Annotated in this window: 20 protein-coding genes and 1 tRNA gene; 11 read left to right on the top strand and 10 right to left on the bottom strand. The window is 69.2% G+C overall.

Going from position 1 to position 20569, the window contains the following annotated elements:
- Positions 1–8 precede the first annotated feature (8 nt).
- Positions 9–104, bottom strand: a tRNA-Sec gene (locus tag BLQ75_RS05435).
- A 61-nt stretch (positions 105–165) separates the two neighbouring features.
- On the opposite strand from BLQ75_RS05435, the gene selD reads away from it, so the two are divergent.
- Positions 166–1188 (top strand): selenide, water dikinase SelD, encoded by a 1023-nt coding sequence (selD, locus tag BLQ75_RS05430; RefSeq protein WP_092598740.1) that lies wholly within the window; start codon positions 166–168, stop codon positions 1186–1188.
- Between the two features lie 70 nt (positions 1189–1258).
- Here the strand turns inward: selD and BLQ75_RS05425 are convergent, their stop codons facing one another.
- Complete coding sequence (locus tag BLQ75_RS05425; protein WP_092598737.1) at positions 1259–1912, bottom strand: TetR family transcriptional regulator; 654 nt, start codon at positions 1910–1912, stop codon at positions 1259–1261.
- A 106-nt stretch (positions 1913–2018) separates the two neighbouring features.
- Here BLQ75_RS05425 and BLQ75_RS05420 point away from each other — a divergent pair, with 106 nt between their 5' ends.
- Positions 2019–3725, top strand: coding sequence for an MFS transporter (locus BLQ75_RS05420; RefSeq protein WP_092598734.1), 1707 nt, complete (start codon positions 2019–2021; stop codon positions 3723–3725).
- A 127-nt stretch (positions 3726–3852) separates the two neighbouring features.
- On the opposite strand, the gene BLQ75_RS05415 is transcribed toward BLQ75_RS05420, so the two are convergent.
- Together BLQ75_RS05415 and BLQ75_RS05410 are read right to left on the bottom strand one after the other, a co-directional pair.
- Positions 3853–4044 (bottom strand): DUF397 domain-containing protein, encoded by a 192-nt coding sequence (locus BLQ75_RS05415; RefSeq protein WP_244515255.1) that lies wholly within the window; start codon positions 4042–4044, stop codon positions 3853–3855.
- A 4-nt stretch (positions 4045–4048) separates the two neighbouring features.
- Entirely contained in the window at positions 4049–4915 is an 867-nt protein-coding gene (locus BLQ75_RS05410; RefSeq protein WP_092598728.1) for a helix-turn-helix domain-containing protein, read from the bottom strand.
- Between the two features lie 164 nt (positions 4916–5079).
- On the opposite strand from BLQ75_RS05410, the gene BLQ75_RS05405 reads away from it, so the two are divergent.
- Positions 5080–5310 carry a hypothetical protein gene (locus tag BLQ75_RS05405; protein ID WP_092598725.1) on the top strand — a complete coding sequence of 77 codons (231 nt, stop codon included), beginning with the start codon at positions 5080–5082 and terminating at the stop codon, positions 5308–5310.
- A 102-nt stretch (positions 5311–5412) separates the two neighbouring features.
- On the opposite strand, the gene BLQ75_RS05400 is transcribed toward BLQ75_RS05405, so the two are convergent.
- The 5 genes from BLQ75_RS05400 to BLQ75_RS05380 form a co-directional block, all read right to left on the bottom strand.
- Positions 5413–6195 (bottom strand): ESX secretion-associated protein EspG, encoded by a 783-nt coding sequence (locus BLQ75_RS05400; RefSeq protein WP_092598722.1) that lies wholly within the window; start codon positions 6193–6195, stop codon positions 5413–5415.
- A 165-nt stretch (positions 6196–6360) separates the two neighbouring features.
- Entirely contained in the window at positions 6361–7626 is a 1266-nt protein-coding gene (locus BLQ75_RS05395) for a hypothetical protein (protein WP_092598719.1), read from the bottom strand.
- A 13-nt stretch (positions 7627–7639) separates the two neighbouring features.
- On the bottom strand, positions 7640–8290 hold the full coding sequence (locus BLQ75_RS05390) for a DUF3558 family protein (protein ID WP_170837345.1): 651 nt from the start codon (positions 8288–8290) through the stop codon (positions 7640–7642).
- 62 nt (positions 8291–8352) lie between these two features.
- A complete protein-coding gene (locus tag BLQ75_RS05385; RefSeq protein WP_092598713.1) occupies positions 8353–8934 on the bottom strand; it encodes a DUF3558 family protein in 582 nt (193 codons plus the stop codon).
- Positions 8927–9415 carry a PE domain-containing protein gene (locus tag BLQ75_RS05380; RefSeq protein ID WP_092598710.1) on the bottom strand — a complete coding sequence of 163 codons (489 nt, stop codon included), beginning with the start codon at positions 9413–9415 and terminating at the stop codon, positions 8927–8929. Before BLQ75_RS05380 ends, BLQ75_RS05385 begins: the two co-directional genes overlap by 8 nt.
- A gap of 322 nt (positions 9416–9737) precedes the next feature.
- Here BLQ75_RS05380 and fdh point away from each other — a divergent pair, with 322 nt between their 5' ends.
- The 6 genes from fdh to BLQ75_RS05345 all read left to right on the top strand — a co-directional run bounded on the left by fdh (position 9738) and on the right by BLQ75_RS05345 (position 17613).
- Positions 9738–13061 (top strand): formate dehydrogenase, encoded by a 3324-nt coding sequence (gene fdh / locus BLQ75_RS05370; protein ID WP_139182918.1) that lies wholly within the window; start codon positions 9738–9740, stop codon positions 13059–13061.
- Between the two features lie 40 nt (positions 13062–13101).
- A complete protein-coding gene (locus BLQ75_RS05365) occupies positions 13102–14061 on the top strand; it encodes a 4Fe-4S dicluster domain-containing protein (RefSeq protein WP_092599611.1) in 960 nt (319 codons plus the stop codon).
- Positions 14058–14993, top strand: coding sequence for an NrfD/PsrC family molybdoenzyme membrane anchor subunit (nrfD, locus tag BLQ75_RS05360; protein WP_244515252.1), 936 nt, complete (start codon positions 14058–14060; stop codon positions 14991–14993). Before BLQ75_RS05365 ends, nrfD begins: the two co-directional genes overlap by 4 nt.
- A 136-nt stretch (positions 14994–15129) precedes the next feature.
- Positions 15130–16122, top strand: a complete 993-nt coding sequence (locus tag BLQ75_RS05355) for a ring-cleaving dioxygenase (protein ID WP_092599608.1) — start codon at positions 15130–15132, stop codon at positions 16120–16122.
- A 44-nt stretch (positions 16123–16166) separates the two neighbouring features.
- The gene (locus BLQ75_RS05350; RefSeq protein WP_092598698.1) at positions 16167–17111 is read left to right on the top strand and encodes a DUF5996 family protein; all 945 of its coding nucleotides are present in this window, start codon (positions 16167–16169) and stop codon (positions 17109–17111) included.
- A gap of 55 nt (positions 17112–17166) precedes the next feature.
- Positions 17167–17613 (top strand): VOC family protein, encoded by a 447-nt coding sequence (locus BLQ75_RS05345; protein WP_092599605.1) that lies wholly within the window; start codon positions 17167–17169, stop codon positions 17611–17613.
- 514 nt (positions 17614–18127) lie between these two features.
- Here BLQ75_RS05345 and BLQ75_RS22970 read toward each other — a convergent pair.
- Positions 18128–18424: a hypothetical protein gene (locus tag BLQ75_RS22970; protein WP_139182917.1), complete on the bottom strand. Its 297-nt coding sequence runs from the start codon at positions 18422–18424 to the stop codon at positions 18128–18130.
- A gap of 33 nt (positions 18425–18457) precedes the next feature.
- Between BLQ75_RS22970 and BLQ75_RS05340 the strand changes: the two genes are divergently transcribed.
- Together BLQ75_RS05340 and BLQ75_RS05335 are read left to right on the top strand one after the other, a co-directional pair.
- Entirely contained in the window at positions 18458–19816 is a 1359-nt protein-coding gene (locus tag BLQ75_RS05340) for a MurT ligase domain-containing protein (protein WP_092598695.1), read from the top strand.
- Positions 19813–20529 carry a type 1 glutamine amidotransferase gene (locus BLQ75_RS05335; RefSeq protein ID WP_170837344.1) on the top strand — a complete coding sequence of 239 codons (717 nt, stop codon included), beginning with the start codon at positions 19813–19815 and terminating at the stop codon, positions 20527–20529. Before BLQ75_RS05340 ends, BLQ75_RS05335 begins: the two co-directional genes overlap by 4 nt.
- Positions 20530–20569 lie beyond the last annotated feature (40 nt).

The following is a 20569-nucleotide window of genomic DNA, read 5'->3' as shown; positions in this document are numbered from 1 at the left end:
CTGGTGCGTGGCGGAGGCGGACGGGAATCGAACCCGCCTGACCGAGTTGCTCGGCCACGTCGGTTTTGAAGACCGCGGGGGCCACCAGGCACCCTTACGCCTCCAGTGCCGTCGTCCCGCGTGTTGCGCCACGCCCGCGCCCACCCGGTGGACTAGCTTCGGGACATGACCGATGTCGGGACCGCCACCACAGAAACCTACCGCCTGACGCGGTACGCGCACGGTGGCGGTTGTGCGTGCAAGATCCCCCCGGATGAACTCGACTCCATCGTGACGGGCTCGGGGATCGCCGCGAACGGCGACCGCTCCGCCCACCAGATGCTGGTGGGCCTCGACGCGGGGGACGACGCGGCAGTGGTCCGGTCGCACGGCGACACCGCGATCGTGGCCACCACGGACTTCTTCACCCCCGTGGTCGACGATCCCTACGACTGGGGCCGGATCGCCGCCGCCAACGCGCTGTCCGACGTCTACGCCATGGGGGCACGTCCCCTGTTGGCGCTGAACCTGCTGGGGTGGCCACGAGACCTGCTACCGATGGAGCTGGCACAGCGGGTGCTGCGCGGCGGTGCCGATGTCGCGGAACTGGCGGGGTGTCCGGTCGCCGGTGGGCACAGCCTCGACGATCCCGAGCCGAAGTACGGCATGGCCGTGACCGGAACCGCCTCGGCCGACCGACTGCTGCGCGCGGACGCCGGCACGGCGGGGGCGCCGCTGTCGCTGACCAAGCCGCTGGGGATCGGGGTGCTCAACACGCGGCACAAGGCCACCGGAGAGGTCTTCCCGCAGGCGGTCGAAGCGATGACCACCCTCAACGAGTCGGCGGCCCGGCAGGCCCTGGCGGTGGGCGCCGGGTGCGCCACCGACGTCACGGGCTTCGGGCTGCTCGGGCACCTGCTCGAACTGGCCCGCGCCAGCGGTGTCTCCGCGGTGCTGGACTCGAACGCTGTTCCCTACCTGGACGGGGCGCGCGAGGCTGTCCGCGACGGTTACGTCAGCGGGGGGACGCGTCGCAACCTGCGCTGGATCAGTGAGCACACCGACCTGTCCCGGGTGGACGAGCACGAAGCGCTGCTGTTGGCCGACGCGCAGACCTCGGGTGGGCTGCTGGTCGCGGGGGAGCTGCCGAATGCCCCGGTGATCGGCAGGCTGATCAGCGCCGAGGAGAACGCCGTCACGGTCCGCTGAGGACACGAGCTCCCGCCGCCGCACGCGCGGTGCGCTCCGAGAGCACCGAAAACCGTCCGGGACGGCTCCGTCAGCTCTCGTGGGCCTTCAGGGCAGCCTGGGAGAGCCCGTCGCACGCGCTGTCGAGCACCTCCACGAGGATCTCCCGCAGCGGCGTGCCGTCCCGCCGCGTCAGCCAGGCGTGCATCGCCGAGCCGAAGCAGGAGATCATGGTCATCGACCAGGCGCCGGGGCGCGGGTCGCAGCTGGCATCGGTTCCGATGTGCTCGGCCACCAGCTCGGTCATGTCCTGCATCCAGCGTTGCCGCATCAGGTACATCTCGTACTGACCGGTGGATTCCAGCACCTGCAGCAGCTCGGCGCGCATCAGGTGTTGTTCCCGGTCGGCCTCCATGCGTTCGGCCGCGTCGAGCATCGACGTGGCCAACGCGCGCATGGGGTGCTCCCCGGAACCACGCGCGTTCAGCGCCTCGCGCACGTACTCGAGCTCGTTGCCGAGGTCTCCGAACAGCACCGCGTCCTTGCTGGGGAAGTAGCGGAAGAACGTCCTGGGGGCGATCTCCGCCTCGCGGGCTATCTGTTCCACTGTGGTGGCCTCGAACCCCTGCTCGCGAAACAGTCGCAGGGCGGCGGCCTCGATGCCCGCACGGGTCCTGGCCGCTTTGACGGCTCGTCTGCCCTGCCCCTCCGTTTCGTCGGTCGGGTCCACCGCGACGCTGGTCATGGCCTCAGGTTCCTCGAACCCGCGGTTCGGCGTCAACTGTGCCTGTTGTCACCGATGACAAATGGCAGTACTGCCATATTCTGGGGCGCGGGGAAAGGAGCCACGCATGTCCGACGGTGACGCCCGCCGAGGGGCGGCGGGTGCTGCGATGACACCCACCACGGGGGAAGAGGGTGCCCTGGCCGAGGGCATCGACGTGACGGTCTACCGCCGCAGATGGGCCACCCTGCTGGTGCTGTGCCTGGCGTTGTCGGCCACGATGCTCGCCAACACCTCGCTCAGCGTCGCGTTACCCCAGTTGTCCCGTGCGCTGGGGGCCTCCACCGCGGCGCAGCAGTGGTTCTCCGACGCCTACGCGCTGGTGTTCGCCGGTCTGCTGTTCACCACCTCCTCGGTAGCCGACCGCTACGGGCGCAAGTGGATGCTGCAGGCGGGCATGGTGCTGTTCGGCCTGGTCTCGGTCTACGTGTGGCTCTTCGTCGGGTCCAGTTCCGAGATGATCGCCGCGCGTGCCCTGCTCGGCGTGGGCGGCGCCATGATCATGCCGGTGACACTGTCCATCCTGACCAGCGTCTTCCCCAGCGGGGAGCGCACCAAGGCGGTCGGGATCTGGGCCGCCGTCTCCGGTGCGGGCAGCGCGGCAGGACCGGTCATCGCGGGAGTGCTGCTGCAGTACTTCTCCTGGGAGTCGGTCTTCGTGATCAACGTGCCGGTGGTGGTCGTCGGTGTGCTCGCCGGTGTCCGCTACATCCCCTCGCACACCGGAACCGAAGGGGGACACGGCGGGCTGGACCTGCTGGGGGCGCTGCTTTCCACTGCGGGGATCACGATCGCCGTCTACGCGCTGATCGAGGCGCAGTACGTCGGTTGGCTGGCCCCGCGCACGCTGTCGCTGGTCGCGGTGGGGCTGGTGCTGCTGGCCCTGTTCGCGCTCTGGGAGCGCCGGGTGGCCGATCCGATGCTGGACGTCCGGTTGTTCCGCAGCCGTGGCTTCTCAGCCTCGGCGGTGGCGTTGACGCTGGTGTTCTTCGCGATGATCGGCGTGTTCTTCGCGCTGAGCCAGACCCTGCAGCTCGTGTTCGGCTACTCGCCGCTGACGGCCTCCACGGCGATGCTGCCGATGTCGGTGATGATGATGCTCATCGCGCCGCAGGTCTCCAGGATCGTGGGCAGGTTCGGTCCGCGCAACACCATCACCGCCGGGCTGCTGCTGGCCGCGCTGGGCATGGTCGGGTTGAGCACCCTGGGGGTGGAATCCGGTTACTGGCAGATCCTGCTGCCGCTGTCGTGCACGGCGGCGGGCATGTCGCTGGCGATGGCGCCCGCCACCGACCAGCTCATGGCGAACGTGCCCCGCGAGCGCGCGGGGATGGGTTCGGCCACCAACGACGTCACCCGCGAGGTGGGGGCCTCGCTGGGGGTCGCGGTGCTGGGAAGCGTGCTGGGCGGCAGCTACGCGGCGCGGATCTCGGACTCGCTGACCGGGTTGCCCGAGCGGCTGCGGCAGACCGCCGAGGACTCGTTGCCCGGCGGCATGATGGTGGCCGAGTCGTTGGGCGAGCGGGGACAGCGGCTCGCCCACGAGGTGTCGGTGGCCTGGATGAACGCCTCGCAGACCGCGTACCTGGCCTCGGCGGGGCTGATCGCGGTGGCCGCGCTGGTGGCGTGGTTCTTCCTGCCCGGAAAGACCGGCACCACCGAGGTGCGGTCCTCCTCGGGGACCGAGCGGAGTGCGGCCGAGGAACCGGACAGCGCCCCCGAGAACCCTGGCAGCGCCACCGGGAGGTCCAACACGGCTGTCACCGAGCAGTGATCCCGCTCGTTCAGTGACCGCCGTGCCGGTGTGGTGCTCGCGGTCGGGGTGTCGATTTCTCGCGAGATCGCCGCGCCGTGGGGCACCGTGGCGCGGAGCGGCGTGAATCTCTCGCGAAACCCCCGGTTCAGTTCCCGGAGCGTTCCTCGGAGAGGCTGCGCAGGAAGTCGTTCCACCGGGCGCGGGAGAACAGCAGCGAGCCGCCGTGCGGGCGTTTGGAGTCCCGCGCGGCGACCCCGTGCTCGGTGGCGGCGACCTCCACGCAGTTCGCCTGACTACTGCTCCGGCTGCTCTTGCGCCAGTGCTTCACGGATGCCACGGGCTCACTCCTTCTCGTGCTCGGCCGGTTCCTCGGCCAGGCGCGTGATGATCTCGCTGGAATCATCCGGGGTGAGCGCGAGTTCGCGCAACCGCCACAGGGAGCGTTCCGCGGCGGCGACGTGCTCGGGCTGCTCCAGGAACGCGCTGTTGCCCCGGTGCTCCAGGTAGACCAGGTTGGGCTGCTTCGGGAAGTCCAGCAGCACGAACGGCCCCTCCATGCCGGGATGGATCCCCGCTCGCTGCGGGACCACCCGGACGGTGACGTTCGGCCGCAGGTTGCTCTCCGCCAGGCGCAGCAGCTGTCGCCGCATCACCCCGGGGTCGGTGGTGGGGCGGTGCAGCACCGGTTCGTCCAGCAGCACCTCCAAGCGTGGTGCGCGGCTGCCGAGCAGCACGGTCTGCCTGCCGATGCGGGCACGGACCAGCCGTTCGACCTCGCGCTCCGGCAGGTCGTGGGTGGTGCCCCGGATGACCGCCTCGGCGTACTCGTCCGTCTGCAGCAGTCCCGGAATGAACTGCGTTTCCCAGCCGTGGATCGCGGTGGTCTCGGCCTCGAACCGCATCAGGTCCTGCCACATCGCGGGCAGCGCGGCGTGCTGCACCTGCCACCAGTTGCGGTCGGTGCCGTTGCGCACCAGCGCGAGGATCTCCTCACGCCGCTGGGCGGGCACGCGGTAGAGCCCCAGCAGCGCCGCCACGTCGTCGGCGGCCAGCCCACGGGTTCCCGTCTCCATCCGGCTGAGCTTGCTCATCGAGATCCCCAGCGACCGCGACACCTCGGCGGCGCTGAAGCCGTTGCGGTCCCGCAGTTCCCGCAACTCGCCGGAGACCCGTCTGACCCGTGCCGGGATTCCGCTGCGTCGTTCCATGCTCGACCCTTCCTCGCTGGTCACCGTTCGCTCGCACCCTGACCGGTTGCCCACTGGTCAAGGAAGTGAGATCACACGAAAGTGTCGTTGCGTGACCGCAGGGGAGCCGCCGAACCTTCCTGCCGACGTGATCGATTCGGCATACGTCGCCTTCGGGAGGGCAGATGCGCGCGCAGTGGTTGGTCGAAGCGGGCAGCGGTACGGCAGCGGTGTACCTGAGCATGGTGGGCCTGCACGAACTGGAGATCCGGCAGGACGAGAGCGTGCTGCGGGTGGACAGCGACCAGCTACGGCAGCTGCTGGACACGCTGTTCTGGTTGGACGAACTGCACAGTGCCGGCCTGCAGGAAGCCGCCGTCAACCTGTCCGAACAGGCGGTCGCCAAGAAGCCTTGAGCACTGGTTCCCATCCGCTCGACTCCGGGCCTCCCGGCCCGGAGTCGAACCGGGGTTCCGGGCCGGGCTCGTGTCGGGAGTCGAGCGGAGGATCTCGCCGGATCACTCCGGCCCGATGCTCCGGGCCAGGTCGCGCACCCGCTCCGACAGCCGGTTCCGGTCGATCGGGGCGAAGGTGGTCCACGCCCGCCCACCGCGGGTGGTTTCCTCCATCAGGTACCACCCGTTGGGGGTGGCGAAGCAGTTGGTCACCATCGGTGCCCTGGAACGGTTGCCGTGCCGGTCCATCCGTGCGGCTCCGAACTGGGCGTAGCCCACGCGTTCACCGCCCGCCATCTCCACGAGAGAGCCCGCGTCGTCGCGACGCACCCCTCTGCGCAGCAGCGCCTCGCGCATCGCCCGGCCGGAGTCCCCGGCCTCGGCCGCCGCCGCGTCGAGCTGGTCACTGGGCACCGAGACCGCCTTCCCCGGACCGGGGGTCAACTCGGGAAGCACCCCCACCACGGCCCGGTGCGGGGCGTCGTCGGGGCCCAACTGCCGCAACCGCACCACGCCGCCCTCGCGGACGGCCAGCGCCGAACTGGCCGGGCCGTTCGCGGCCAACGCCGTCCGGCGGTGCTCCCCCTCCTCGGAGAGGTAGCGATACACCAGGTCGAAGGAGTCCCGGTAGCGGTCCAGCGGGAAGAACACCCCGGAGACGGCGTCCTCGGCGTCCCGGTCGCCGAAGCCGAGCCGGCGCAGCTCCTCCCAGCCCCGCTGTTCGACGTCGCGCCGCTCCGATTCGGTGAGCCCTTCGGGCAGGACGTTCAGCGAGAGCGGTTTCGTGCCGAGCCGGAAGTGCTGCCAGGCGAGATGGAACGCCTGTTCGGAAAGTTCGATGTTCACCCTTGCCCCCGAACGGCGGCGCCGGGAGGACACCCGGCGCCGCGACGCGCTGTTGGATCCGTTCCGAGACGCTGTCCGAGCATCGCTGCCCGAAGACTTCGCGCTCGGAAGCGGGCGGGAAGGTTCCCGAGCGAGCAGCTCGCCAACCCCGCCGCGAGACTCCGATCAGTCCTCACCGATGACCGGCGGCGCCACGCGCGGCAGGTCACCGTCGAAGTAGCCGTAGTCACCGACGAGGTAGCTCGGAGTCTCGTGCTCCTCGTCCTCCTCGCCCCGCTGGGCGCCGCCGCGCGGAGCGCCCGCCATGCCGCCGCGAGCGTTCCCGGCGCCCGAGGTGGTCGCGCCGCTCGTCGCGGCGGAAGCGGTGGACGGGCGAGCGACCCCGGAGTGCCCACCGGGGCCGAGGGAACGGCCACCGAGCCCGGTGGAACCCCGGCCGCCCGCTCCGGAACCGGTTCCACCGCCCGAGCCGCCCGCCAGCGAGCCGAGGCCGCGTACCGGGACCCGGCCGCCGGGAGCACGTCCCGTTCCGCCCGCGACACCGGGACCGCCGGGGGAGCGGCCGGTGCCCGAGCCACCTCCGGCGCCGCCGCCCGGGGTGCCGGACCGGCCCGGCCGGGGGCCGGAGGAACCGCTTTCCGGCGGGCGCTGCCACGCGGAATGACTGCCCGCGGGCTGGTTGCTCCCCGAACCGGTCCCGACCGTCGACGGTCCGGCTGTGCCGGTGCCCGCGGTTCCAGCACCGGCGGTGCCGGTTCCGGCCGGGGCGTCGAGCGAACCGGACCAGGAGCTGCGGGTGGTGGCGGGGCCACCGGCGCCGCCCGAGCCCGAAGCGAAGCCCCCGACCTCGGGATTCGGTCCGGAGCGCACCCCGGTTTCGACGCCGCCCGGCGGGGGAGCCGTGAAGGTGGGGGTGGCGCTGACGGTGGTCCGCGAGGCGCCGTCGTAGGCCTTGAACGCCGTGACCGCGTCCTGCCGCAGCTTCTCGTTGTGCGCCAGCGCCTGCTCGTTGTCGGTCTTGCCGCCGGTGAGACCGGCCCAGGCTCGCCCGAGGACGTTCTCCTCCGGAACGGGCTTCTCCTCGGAGGAGGCGGGGATGGAGGAGTGCACCCTGCTGAAGGCCTGACCCTGCTCCTCCAGCCGCACCGCCTCGGCGGCGGCGTTGTCAGCCGCGACCTCGGTCCACAGCACCACCGGTGACATGGCGTTGTGCATGGCTTCCTGGCCCCGCGACTGGTTCACGGCCCCGGCCTTCTTCAACCTGTCCTTGACCTCGGTGGCCAGGTCGCGCATGTACTGTTCCTCGGTGCGCCAGCGGCGGCTCTTCTCGTGGAGCGCCTCGGCGCCCTTGCCGCTGTTGACCCAGGAGCGCATCTGTTCCAGCTGTGCCCCGTCGAGGTTGGACGGCGGCAGCGTGCGTCTGTCCCCCATGAATCGGTTCTCCTCAGGTGTTAGGCAGGTTCTCGACAGCGGTCTCGGCGAATTCGGTCGCGACCGAACATGCTTCAGGGCGAGTTTGTAGCCGTGTTACTCCATTAATAAAAAGTGACCCTGAAGCTGTTACATCAACCGCTAATAGGCATCCGTGGTAATTTTCGACCTGATAGGCGGGATAGTCTGCGACTTCTGTTATTTTTCCGCTGGGGCGTTTATCGGCAAACTCTTGTGTAGTTCTGTTTGGGTCAGCTGCTGCGAACATGACCCAGCCGTTGTCGGAGCCAGCTTTTCCTTTCTGGTAGTCACATCCTTCTTTGCCGTTGGATGTACGCGCTTCGGTAGGCTGGTTGACTCCGAGTTTGGTTGCTTGTTGTTGCGTGATGATGGTGCAGGGGTCTGCGAGGTCGAGGGATTTGGCGGGGGCGGTGCGCTCCGGCAGGCTCACTCCGGCGTCGCTGCTGGTGCTGCTGCTCGTGCCGGTCTCTGTGGTGTCCTGCGCCGCTTGACCGGTCTGACCACCACTACTGCATCCGGCGAGCAGCAGCAGTCCCGCTGCCAGGGAGATTCCGGTGGTGACGGTGTTACGCGATACCGGCTGCGGATTCCCGTGTAGTCGTGTGCCGTCCGCGTTGACCGGTTCCGTTGCTCCGACTGCCACTGCTTCCCCCTCGGCGGACGGAATGGGGAACCTCCCAGCCTGTCTCCTGCTTCCAGTACGTCTCATGCTTCAGGCAGGTTCTTGAGCGCGGCTTCGGCGAACTCGGTCGTGACCGAACATGCTTCGGGGCGAGTTTGCAGACGTATCGAGCCGTTCACGAAGAGCGATCCGGAGTTCGCCACGTCAACGGCTATCAGGCACCCGTACTGCTTTTCGAGCTCGTAAGCGGGGTAGCCAGCGATCTTCGTGCTTTCGCCGCTGGGGCGTTTGCTGGCGAATTCCTGCGCCGTTCGGCTCGGGTCGGCTGCTACGAACATGGCCCATCCGCCGTCGGCGCCGGATTTTCCATTCTTGTAGTCACAGCCTTGCTTGCTGTTCAGTTCTTTCCTTTCCAACGGCTGGTTGACTCCGAGTTTGGTTGCTTGTTGTTGCGTGATGATGGTGCAGGGGTCTGCGAGGTCGAGGGATTTGGCGGGGGCGGTGCGCTCCGGCAGGCTCACTCCGGCGTCGCTGCTGGTGCTGCTGCTCGTGCCGGTCTCTGTGGTGTCCTGCGCCGCTTGACCGGTCTGACCACCACTACTGCATCCGGCGAGCAGCAGCAGTCCCGCTGCCAGGGAGACCCCCGTGGCGACGGTGTTACGCATCCTGGATCCCCCGGTCGAAGCTGTCGGCGGCGTTGGCGTCGTCGGTGCGGGTCTGCTTGGCGCTGGAGCGCAGGCTCGCGGCGGTGTCGTTGAACACCTGCGCGAGTTTCAGGTAGTTCGGAAAGTAGGACCGGTCATCTCCGGAAGCGACTTGGCCGTGGATCGACGCGGCGCCGGTGCTGACCGGATCGGTGCCAGGTGGAGATACGCTCGCCAGTTCACTGACCTCCCTCTGACGATCTTCCAGTTCACTGGCCTTCTCCTCGAAGAACCCCGCGAGCGCGTCGACCTCGTCGGGGTCGACGACCATGCGGGTGTTGTCGCTGATGGCCTGGGCCAGTTCGGCCTTGGTGTTGGCGCGGTCGGCGATGCGGGCGATGTCGGCCATCTCCTTGGCGAGCCCGGCGGGACCGGTGAACAGCGCGCTGCCGGCCACGTCCTGCATCTCGGCGTCCAGCGCGGCCCGGTCCGCGGCGTCCATCCCGGGCTGACCGTCGGTGCCCGTTTCACTCGATCCGCCCGTGTTCGGCTGTCCGCTTTCCCCTTCGGCCACGCTTCCCCCTGGGTTTCACTCGATCGTGCGATGCTCTTGCCCTGCGGCATGATCACTTGCCCGGTGGGAATCTATCGCACCACGCGCTCCGCGTGTGCCGGGTTCGACACATCCGGTGAAGTGGGACTGCTCCTCACGTGTCCGTGTGAGCGGAGCGTCGCCGGCGGTACGGGAAGGGCCGCTCGCGGTTGCGCCACCGCACCGGCGGGCGCAGCATCGGCGGCGACGCCTCGAGAGTTGGTGATCGGCGATGCGGGAGTGGTTGCGCTGGCCGGTGCTGCGCCAGTTGCTGGGGTCCGATCCGCTCGGTCGTGGTCAGGCGGCCCGTTCGGCCGCCACCGACCGCGAGCACGCCCGCACCGAGGACGCCGACGCGGTGGTCGGTTCGGTGTGCCCCTACTGCGCCGTGGGCTGTGCGCAACGCGTGTTCGTGCGCGACGGTGCCGTCACCCAGATCGAGGGCGATCCCGACTCGCCGGTGAGCCGGGGCAGGCTCTGCCCGAAGGGGTCGGCCAGTCGCTCTCTGGTGACCTCGCCCGACAGGCAGCGCAGGGTCGCCTACCGACGGCCGTACGGCACCGAGTGGGAGGAGCTCGACCTCGACACCGCGGTCGACATGATCGCCGACCGGGTGATCCGCACCCGCGACGAGACCTGGCAGGAGACCGATTCGGACGGTACGCGGCTGCGCCGCACCATGGGAATCGCGAGCCTGGGCGGGGCCACGCTGGACAATGAGGAAAACTACCTCATGAAGAAGCTCTACACCGCCCTCGGCGCCATCCAGATCGAGAACCAGGCCCGCATTTGACACTCCTCCACGGTTCCCGGTCTGGGAACCTCCTTCGGCCGCGGTGGGGCCACAACCTTCCAGCAGGACCTGAGCAACTCCGACTGCGTGGTCATCCAGGGCTCCAACATGGCCGAAGCTCACCCGGTCGGGTTCCAGTGGGTGATGGAGGCCAAGCGGCGCGGCGCGAAGATCATCCACGTCGATCCCCGGTTCACCCGCACCTCGGCCATGGCCGACACGTTCGTCCCGCTGCGCGCGGGCAGCGACATCGCCTTCCTCGGCGGGCTGATCAACCACGTGCTGCGGGGCGGGCACCACTTCCACGAGTACGTGGTCAACTACACCAACGCGGCCACGATCGTCGACGAGTCCTTCGCCGACACCGAGGACCTGGACGGCGTGTTCTCCGGGTTCACCGGCGACGCCTACGACCCGGCCAGCTGGTCCTACCAGGGGAGTCGGGTCAACCCGGCGGCCGGCGAGCGCGACCAGTGGAACGACGTCCTCGGCGCATCCGAGCACGACCGAGCGGCCGCGGCGGGGGGCTCGACGCCTCGCGCCGAGCCCGAGACCGATCCGAGCCTGACCCACCCGCGCTGCGTGTTCCAGATCCTCAAGCGCCACTTCGCCCGCTACACCCCGGAACTCGTGGAGCAGCTGTGCGGGATCGAGCGGTGGCGGTTCCACGAGGTCGCCGAGGCGCTGGTCGCCAACTCGGGCAGGCAGCGCACCACCGCCTTCGCCTACGCCGTGGGCTGGACCCATCACACGGTGGGGGTGCAGTACATCCGGGCCGCCTCCATCCTGCAGCTGCTGCTCGGCAACATCGGCAGACCCGGCGGTGGGATTCTCGCGCTGCGGGGTCACGCCAGCATCCAGGGATCGACCGACATCCCCACCCTGTTCGACCTGCTGCCCGGCTACATCCCGATGCCGTCGGCGCACCCGGATCTCTCGCTGGACGACTTCGTGGCCACCAACGCCGCCGACAAGGGGTACTGGGCCAACATGCGCGACTACGTCGTCAGCCTGCTCAAGGCCTGGTGGGGCGAGTACGCCACCGCCGAGAACGACTTCCGGTTCGATCACCTGCCCAGGCTCACCGGTGACCACGGCAGCTTCCGCACCGTGATCGACCAGATCGAGGGCAGGGTGCGCGGCTACTTCGTCATCGGCGAGAACCCCGCGGTGGGCACGGCCAACGCGCACCAGCAGCGCATGGGGCTGGCCAATCTGGACTGGCTGGTGGTGCGCGACCTGAACATGATCGAAACGGCCACGTTCTGGAAGGACGGGCCGGAGGTGGACGACGGTGAGACGAGCCCCACCGAGATCGGCACCGAGGTGTTCTTCCTGCCCGCGGCCGCGCACACCGAGAAGGACGGCACCTTCACCAACACCCAGCGCATGCTGCAGTGGCACCACAAGGCGGTCGAGCCCGCCGACGACCAGCGCAGCGACCTGTGGTTCTTCTACCACCTGGGACTGCGGATCAAGTCCAAGCTCGCGGCCCGGCGGCTCGAACGCGACGCGGACCAGCGCGAACGTGACCGCCCCGTGCTGGAACTGACCTGGGACTACCCCACGGAGGGGGCCATCGAGGAACCGAGCGCCGACGCCGTGCTCCGCGAGATAAACGGCACCGACGCGAACGGCCGGGCACTGTCCTCCTACACCCTGCTGCGCTCCGACGGCTCCACGCGTTCGGGGTGCTGGATCTACTGCGGGGTCTACGCCGAGGAGGTCAACCGGGCCGCGCGCCGGGAACCGGGGCAGCGGCAGTCCTGGGTCGCCCCCGGGTGGGGCTGGGCCTGGCCCGCCAACCGGCGAATCCTGTACAACCGCGCCGCCGCCGACCCGGCGGGCAGACCGTGGAGCGAGCGCAAAGCCCACGTCTGGTGGGACGAGCGACAGCAGCGCTGGACCGGCCACGACGTGCCCGACTTCGAGGCGACCAAACCTCCCGACTACGAACCGGCCGCCGAGGCACGCGGTCCCGAGGCGCTGCGCGGCACCGACCCGTTCGTCATGCAGGGCGACGGGCTCGGCTGGCTGTACGCACCGGCCGGGCTGCGCGACGGCCCGCTGCCCACCCACTACGAGCCGCAGGAGTCACCGCTGAGCAACACGCTGCACACCACGCAGCGCAACCCGGCGCGCCAGCTGTACCACCGGCCGGAGAACCGGTACCAACCCAGTGGTGCCGAACCGGGAGCGGAGGTGTTCCCCTACGTGTTCACCACCTTCCGGCTCACCGAGCACCACACCGCCGGTGGGATGAGTAGGTGGTTGCCGCACCTGGCGGAGCTGGCCCCCGCGATGTTCTTCGAGGTCTCCCCGGAACTGGCCGCCGAACGGGCGCTGCGCCACCTAGGTTGGGCCACGGTGATCACCGCTCGCGGTGCGATCGAGGGACGTGTGCTGGTCACGCAGCGCATTCGCCCGCTGCGTTCGAACGGCAGGACGCTGCACCAGATCGGCATCCCGTGGCACTGGGGACCCAACGGACTGACCACGGGGGACGCCGCCAACGAGTTGCTCGGGGTCGCGCTGGACCCCACCGTGCACATCATGGAGACCAAGGCGGGCACCTGCGACATCCGTCCCGGCAGACGGCCCCGCGGGCCGGAGCTGAACAGGTTGGTGGCCACCTACCGCGCCCGCGCGGGCATCACCGAGCACACCGGCGGCGACGCTCCGACACCGGATGGCGAGAAGCGGGATGACGGGACGCCGGACAGCGGCACGACTACGGCCGAGGGAGGCGGGGATGAGTCCTGACGCGTCGTCCGAACACCCCCTCTTCGGGCTCGAACGTTCGATGCGGACCGGCGCGCACGGCCGGGCGGAACCGGAGGAGGTCACCGGGGGAGTCAACCGGCTCAGCGGTCCGCTGGCCGATCCCAGCTCCGAGGCGGGGTATCCGGCCTCGCACCCGGAACGGGTCGGGTTCTTCACCGACACCAGCGTGTGCATCGGATGCAAGGCCTGCGAGGTCGCCTGCAAGGAGTGGAACCTCCTCGACGAGGACGGGCTGGATCTGACCGGGATGTCCTACGACAACACCATCGACCTCGGAGCCACCACCTGGCGCCACGTGGCGTTCGTCGAGCAGCGCATCGACCCCTCGACCCGTTCCAGGGTGGATCTCGGCATGCCGGGCGTGGGAGCACCGCAGGAGTCCACGGAGGGCGCGGACGGGGCCGGGGCGACCGAGGTGCGCTGGCTGATGTCCTCCGACGTCTGCAAGCACTGCACGCACGCCGCCTGCCTGGACGTGTGCCCGACGGGAGCGTTGATCCGCACCGAGCACGGCACGGTGGTGGTCCAGGACGAGGTGTGCAACGGGTGCGGCTACTGCGTCCCGGCCTGCCCCTACGGGGTGATCGACATCCATCCCCGGAACGGTGGAGCGTTCAAGTGCACGCTGTGCCAGGACCGGCTCGGCTCGGGACTGGCCCCGGCGTGCGCCACCGCCTGCCCCACCGAGTCCATCCAGTACGGGCCGCTCGACCAGCTGCGGCAGCGGGCCGAACAGCGCCTCGACCAGCTGCACGAGCAGGGGATCACCGAAGCCAGGCTCTACGGGCACGATCCCACCGACGGCGTGGGAGGTGACGGTGCGTTCTTCCTGCTGCTGGACGAGCCCGAGGTCTACGGGCTGCCACCCGATCCGGTGGTCACCACCAGGGACCTGCCCGCGATGGCCGCCTACGCCCTGGCCGCGGCGACGACGGCGGCGGTGACCATCGCCTCCTGCTTCCTGGGAGGTCGCCGTTGACCGCGAACGCGCCGACCGGCGGCCCTTCCGGCGACGCCCCCGAGGGGCGCGAGTCGTTCCGGTCGTACTACGGCAGGCCGATCATCAAGGAACCGACCTGGAAGGTTCCCGACGTGCCCGCCTACCTCTACCTGGGAGGTATGGCGGGGGGGTCGGCGGTGATGGCGGTTCTCGCCCAGCTCCGGGGCCAGCCCCGGTTGTGCCGGGTCGGGCGACTCTGCGCGGCGGGCGGTTCGAGTGCCAGCGTGCTGGCGCTCGTTCACGACCTCGGCCGTCCCCGGCGGTTCCTGAACATGCTGCGCGTGTTCAAACCCACCTCGCCGCTGAGCGTGGGGTCCTGGATACTCGCCCCGTTCTCCGCACTCAGCGGTGCCGTCGCGGTTTCCGAACTCACCGGTTTCGCCCGCCCGATCGCCAACGTGGCGGCCGGGTGCGCCGGGGTGCTGGGGCCGGCGATGACGACCTACACCGCCGTGCTGCTCGCCGACACGGCGGTGCCCGGTTGGCACGAGACGCGCCGTGAGCTCCCCTTCGTGTTCGCCTTCAGCTCGGTGGGGGCGGCCGGAAGCGCGGGGACGATGCTGGCACCACGCGCGGAGGCCGGACCGGCGCGGCGCATGGCCGTGGTGGGCTCGCTCGGCGAGCTCGTGGCGAGCCGGGCGCTGGAACACCGGGCGGGCAGGATCGCCGAGGTCTACCGGACGGGCAGGGCGGGAACCGTGCTACGCGCGGCCAGGGTGCTGGCCGCCGGGTGCGCCGTCGGCGCGTTGTTGGCCCGCCGCAGCGGGAGCGTGGCCGTCCTGGCGGGGCTCTGCGGCACGGCCGCCTCTGCTGCCACCCGCTACGGTGTGTTCGAGGCCGGACGGGAGTCCGCCCGGGATCCCTACTACACGGTGGTGCCGCAGCGGGAGGCCCGGCAGTCGGGGCGGTGACGCGGCGCGGCTTCGGAACCCCCGGCGTGCGCTGCGAGACGGGCGGAGATACCGGAGGATGGGACTGGCAGTCACAGCCACCCCGCCGCTGGAGTCCGACGGCCGCGGCGGGCCTCCAGCGAGGGAGGCGGAAACCATGCCGAGTACGCCCAGCGGATTGCACCACGTGACCGCGATCGCCACGGATCCGCAGCGTAACGTGGACTTCTACCGCACCGCACTGGGGCTGCGCCTGGTCAAGCGAACCGTCAACTTCGACGCCCCGGACACCTACCACCTGTACTTCGGTGGGGAGTCGGGGCAGCCGGGTACGCTGATCACCTTCTTCCCGTGGCCGGGGGCGCCGCGTGGCCGGCGCGGCGCGGGGCAGACCACCACCGTCGCCTTCTCCGTGCCGCAGCACTCGCTGGGATGGTGGCAGCGGCATCTCGACGGTATCGAGGTCAACGTCGGCACCCCCACCACCCGGTCAAGTGAGGAGACCCTGACGGTCGCCGATCCGGACGGGTTGCTGGTCGAGCTGGTCGGCCATCCCGAGGCCGACTCCCGTGCTCCCTGGGAGGACGGTCCCATTCCGCCGGACTACGCCATCAGAGGACTTCACTCCGTCACCGTGACGGAAATAGGGCATGAGCACACCGCCGAACTGTTGACCGAGACCATGGGTTTTCGGCTCGTCGAGGAGTCCGGGGCGCGGTTCCGGTTCGCCACGGGAGACGGCGGTTCCGGGGCCATGGTGGACGTGCTGTGCAGCCCGGAAGCACCACTGGGAATGGTCGCCGCCGGAACGGTCCACCACATCGCATGGCGTGCCCACGACGACGCCGAGCAGGTCGACTGGCGCAACACCCTGCTGGACCAGGGTCTGGACGTCACCCCGGTGCTGGACCGCAGGTACTTCCACTCCATCTATTTCCGCGAGCCCGGTGGGGTGCTGTTCGAGATCGCCACCGACCCCCCGGGTTTCACGGTCGACGAGCCGTTGATGGAGCTGGGAAGGGCGTTGAAGCTGCCCCCTTGGCTGGAGCCGTCCCGCGCCGAGATCGAGCAGGTGCTGCCCACGCTCCGGGTGCCCTCGCCGGACGAGGAGATCACCTTCACGCCGCCTCCGGCGGAACGCACCAGCTGAACGACGAATCGCACCGCGCCGAGGATCCGTTCTCAGGGGAGTCGATGACGGGCACGAACACGCCGACGGACCGGAAGCTGCGATGGCCCGCGCTGCGGGTCGAGGACTGGAGCGACACCAGGGACACGCTGCACATGTGGCTGCAGCTGGTCGGCAAGATCAAACTCGCCTGCGACCCGATGATCAACCACTGGTGGCAGGTACCGCTCTACCTCTCGGCTCGGGGCCTGACCACCGCCGCGATCCCCTACCAGGGGGATCTCTTCGACATCGAGTTCGACTTCCAGGACCACCGGTTGTTGATTCGCTCCAGTGACGGTGGGCGGCGCGAGGTCGTGCTGGAGCCCAAGACGGTCGCCGACTTCTATAGCGAGACGATGGCGGCGCTGGACGAGTTGGGGATACGTCCCTCGGTGAGCAAGACCCCGAACGAGGTGGTGCGCGCCGTCCCGTTCGACACCGACACCGAGCACGCCTCCTACGAGCCGGACAAGGTGTGGCTGTTCTGGCGGCAGTTGCTGTGCGCGCACCGGGTGTTCGGCGACTTCCGATCCCGCTTCATCGGCAAGGTCAGTCCGGTGCACCTGTTCTGGGGAGCCATGGACCTGGCCGTGACCAGGTTCTCCGGACGCGAGGCACCCCGGCATCCCGGTGGTGCTCCCAACTGCGGGGACTGGGTCATGGTCGAGGGCTACTCGCACGAGCTCAGCAGCTGTGGTTTCTGGCCGGGTGGCGGTCGCGAGGGTGCCTTCTACTCCTACGCGTACCCGGAACCACCGGGCTTCGCCGGGTATCCGGTGCTTCCGGAAGCGGCCTACTACGAGCACGGGGAGTTCCTGCTCGCCTACGAACACGTCCGGACCGCGCGTGACCCCGAACGGACGCTGGCTGATTTCCTGCGTACGACCTACGAAGCGGCCGCCGAGCTGGGCGGCTGGGACCGCGCGGCGCTGGAGGACGATCCCGCGCGTCGGGCGTCCCCGCGGTGAGCGCTTTCGCGCGACGACCTAGCTCGACCGAGTTCGCGAAACGAATGAGGTGGTCATGAGCCTGTCGGACTTCCCGGCGCCCGACGAGGGGATACTGCTGAGTTTCTTTCTCACGGTCGGCGACGTGAGCCGTTCCCGCGCTTTCTACCGGGACGTGATCGGCGGTCGAGTCGTCCTGGAGGAGAATCCGTGCACGCTGCGGGTCGCCAACAGCTGGTTGATCATGAATCCCGGCGGAGGTCCCACGCCCGACAAACCCGCGACGACGCTGCGTCCACCGGAGCCGGGGGACCCGGTCTCGTGTTTTCTGAACATACGCGTCGCCGACATCTGGTCGGTCTACCGCGAGTGGAGCGAGAAGGGTGCGGAGTTCCTGACCCCTCCGCTTGACCGCGAGGCCGAGCTGCGCTGTTACCTGCGTGATCCGGACGGATACCTCATCGAGGTCGGTCAGGCGACCGGGATGCTGCGGGGGAGGTTCGCCGATCCACCCCCGAAGTGACCCGCGTCCGGGGTGTGGACTATCTTCGCTTCCTGCGCCGGTCGACGTGGATGTCCCAGACCGTCCACATGATCCCGAGCAGCACGAAACCGGACAGCAGGAACAGCACGATCATTTCCATCGGTACCTCTCGGGGGCGCGGATGCGCTCGTGATGAGCACAGCGGTTCTCCGGTGGTTTCGCTCGGTGACGGTTTCAGCGTGTTGCAGCCCTTCGGCCTCGTCAAGTGGTTACCATTCGGATGATCGGATGCGTTGCCGATCGATTCCTCGTTTCCGTTACCGGGTGTGAGTGTGGTGTTTTCCGTGTACGTCAGCGGTCGCGTGCCAACTCGTCGAATACGAACAAATTTTCGTTGGTTTTTCGTTTTTGGTCACGTGAAGTGACTTCGCGTCGAAGTATCACTCTTTCGTGGAGAAGTGTGGAAGGAAAGCGTCCGGATTCCGGTTCCGAAAGCACCGCGTAACCTGTGGCCAGGGGGTTCGGCGATGATCGAGAAGAATCACGGGGCGGATCAGGTGCGGGCGATCGCCGCTCCGATTCCCGTCAACCGGGTGAGGACGCTGAAGTGTGCTGAACGGACGCGATGAACCATGCTCGCAGAGCAGCTGCCTTTCGCCGTCGCGACAGCACGAATGGTTGTCGTGTTGTCACGGGAATGGGTCGGAATCGCCGCCGTGGCGATCGGAACGACCTTGGCGGGGGTCTCCGCCGTACGCAGGTTCGTCACGCGATCAGTGGCGAACGACCGGGATGACGACGACAGTGAGAGAAAGTCACGAAGTCCGCCGCGCAGGTCGAACCACCGCACCACAGTCCGCCGCGTCGAGGAAAGGACCGGTCGATGACGAACACGACCCGCCGGGATGAACTGACGAGGTCCGGGCAGGAGAGCACCTCGTCCCCACCGGTTCCCGGGCAACGGTGGCGCGTGGTGGCGGCACGCCGCACCGACACGGAACGCCTCCTCTCCCGGCTGCGCACCGGTGTGGCTCTCACGGCGGGAAGGCTGGCCACCACGACCTCGAAACGGTTGCGGCTGGGAAGCGGCGGCATCATCGGTGGCAGGGTGGCCATGGCGCTGCGGCCGGATCTGCTGGACCGGCTGGTGGCGGACAGGCGGATCGTGGTCGTCACCGGAACCAACGGCAAGACCACCACCACGCATATGGTCGCCCAGGCGCTGCGCGCGGGAGGCGACTCGGTCAGCAACGCCACCGGTGCCAACATGCTCGACGGGCACGTCGCGGCGTTGATGTCCGAACCCGACGCGCCGTACGCGGCATTGGAGGTCGACGAGCTGCACCTGGCGCAGCTGACCGACCGGTTCCAGCCCTCGGTGATCCTGCTGCTGAACCTGAGCCGGGACCAGCTCGACCGGGTCGGTGAGATCCGCAGCGTCGAGGCGAGTCTGCGCCGCGCGTTGCGGCAAGCCCCCGCGGCGAAGGTGGTCGCCAACGCCGACGACCCCAACATCGTCTCGGCGGCGATCGACCACCCCCATGTGACCTGGGTTTCCGGCGGATGCCGCTGGAAGCACGACGCGCTCAACTGCCCCAGGTGCGGCGCCTTCCTCGGCGAGCTGGAGGGGGATTGGGAGTGTGCGTGCGGACTGCGAAGACCAGTCGCCGACTGGACGGTCGACTCGAACGGTCTGATCGCCCCGGACGGCGGGGTCGAACGGCTGTCCCTGCCGTTGCCGGGGCAGGTCAACCGGGTCAACGCCACCTTCGCGCTCGCCGCATCCACCGAGCTGGACCTGCCCCGGAGTGAGTCGCTCGAACGCATCCAGCGGTTGCGGGACGCCAGCGGGCGGTACGGACACACCACCATGGCCGGGCGCGAGGTGCGCCTGCTGCTGGCCAAGAACCCCGCCAGCTGGCTCGAGATGCTCGACCTGGTCGCCGAGAACGAGCGCCCGCTGATCTTCGTCGTCAACAGCAGGCAGGCCGACGGTCACGACGTCTCCTGGTTGTGGGACATCGAGTTCGAGCGGCTGGCGGGCCGAACCGTGCTGGTCACCGGCGAACGAGCGCTGGACCTGGCGGTGCGGCTGCGCTACGCCGAGGTGAACTGCGAAACCGCTTCCAGCGTGCAGCAGGCGCTGCACAGTGCCATCATCGAGCACTCGGCCGGACCGGTCGAGATCATCGCAAACTACACCGCTTTCCGGGATCTGTTCGCGAAGAGGCAACAACATTGACTGACGATTCGGCGATCCGCATCGCGCTCGTGGTTCCCGACCTGCTGGGGACCTACGGGGACCGGGGCAATGCGCTGGTGCTGGCGCAACGGCTGCGCTGGCGGGGCCATCGCGCCGAGATCGTCACCGTGCTCTCCTCGGCGGAGACCCTGCCGGACTCCTGCGACATATACCTACTGGGCGGGGGAGAGGACGTCGCCCAGCAGGCGGCGGTGAACTTCCTGGCACGCGGTGACGGGTTGCGGCGCGCCGTGGACGCCGGCGCGGTCGTGCTCGGCGTCTGCGGCGGGCTGCAGGTGCTGGGAACCAGCTTCACCACCGGCGACGGGGTCACCCACCGCGGTCTGGGGCTCATCGACATCTCCACCGAGCCCGGCGAGCGGCGGGCCATCGGGGAACTCAGCACCCGCTCGGAAGAACACGAGCTCGGGCTGCTCACCGGCTTCGAGAACCATCTCGGCAGGAGCAGGGTGGGGCCTGCCGCCCGCCCTCTGGGGCGGGTGCTGCACGGGGTCGGCAACGGAGCCGACGCGACCGAGGGGGCCGTCAGCGGGCGAATCGTGTGCACCTACCTGCACGGTCCGGCCCTGGCGCGCAACCCGCTGCTGGCCGACACGATGCTGTCCTGGGTGGTGGGGGAGCCGTTGAGCGAACTCCCCCCTTTCCCCGAGCTCACCGAGCTGCGCAGCGAACGCGTCAAAGCCGCTGGATGAGGACCCCGTGCCTCCGCCACGGCGGGCGGCGCGGACACGT

It is taken from the genome of Actinopolyspora xinjiangensis (genome assembly GCF_900104475.1).
Classification (GTDB): Bacteria; Actinomycetota; Actinomycetes; order Mycobacteriales; family Pseudonocardiaceae; genus Actinopolyspora; species Actinopolyspora xinjiangensis.
This window is presented reverse-complemented; position numbering and strand designations above follow the sequence as displayed.

Coding starts and splice junctions, on each gene's coding strand:
- selD (WP_092598740.1), top strand. CDS start 166: ATGACCGATGTCGGGACCGCCACCACAGAAACCTACCGCCTGACGCGG.
- BLQ75_RS05425 (WP_092598737.1), bottom strand. CDS start 1,912: ATGACCAGCGTCGCGGTGGACCCGACCGACGAAACGGAGGGGCAGGGC.
- BLQ75_RS05420 (WP_092598734.1), top strand. CDS start 2,019: ATGTCCGACGGTGACGCCCGCCGAGGGGCGGCGGGTGCTGCGATGACA.
- BLQ75_RS05410 (WP_092598728.1), bottom strand. CDS start 4,915: ATGGAACGACGCAGCGGAATCCCGGCACGGGTCAGACGGGTCTCCGGC.
- BLQ75_RS05405 (WP_092598725.1), top strand. CDS start 5,080: ATGCGCGCGCAGTGGTTGGTCGAAGCGGGCAGCGGTACGGCAGCGGTG.
- BLQ75_RS05395 (WP_092598719.1), bottom strand. CDS start 7,626: ATGGGGGACAGACGCACGCTGCCGCCGTCCAACCTCGACGGGGCACAG.
- BLQ75_RS05385 (WP_092598713.1), bottom strand. CDS start 8,934: ATGCGTAACACCGTCGCCACGGGGGTCTCCCTGGCAGCGGGACTGCTG.
- BLQ75_RS05380 (WP_092598710.1), bottom strand. CDS start 9,415: ATGGACGCCGCGGACCGGGCCGCGCTGGACGCCGAGATGCAGGACGTG.
- BLQ75_RS05365 (WP_092599611.1), top strand. CDS start 13,102: ATGCGGACCGGCGCGCACGGCCGGGCGGAACCGGAGGAGGTCACCGGG.
- BLQ75_RS05355 (WP_092599608.1), top strand. CDS start 15,130: ATGCCGAGTACGCCCAGCGGATTGCACCACGTGACCGCGATCGCCACG.
- BLQ75_RS05350 (WP_092598698.1), top strand. CDS start 16,167: ATGACGGGCACGAACACGCCGACGGACCGGAAGCTGCGATGGCCCGCG.
- BLQ75_RS05345 (WP_092599605.1), top strand. CDS start 17,167: ATGAGCCTGTCGGACTTCCCGGCGCCCGACGAGGGGATACTGCTGAGT.
- BLQ75_RS05340 (WP_092598695.1), top strand. CDS start 18,458: ATGACGAACACGACCCGCCGGGATGAACTGACGAGGTCCGGGCAGGAG.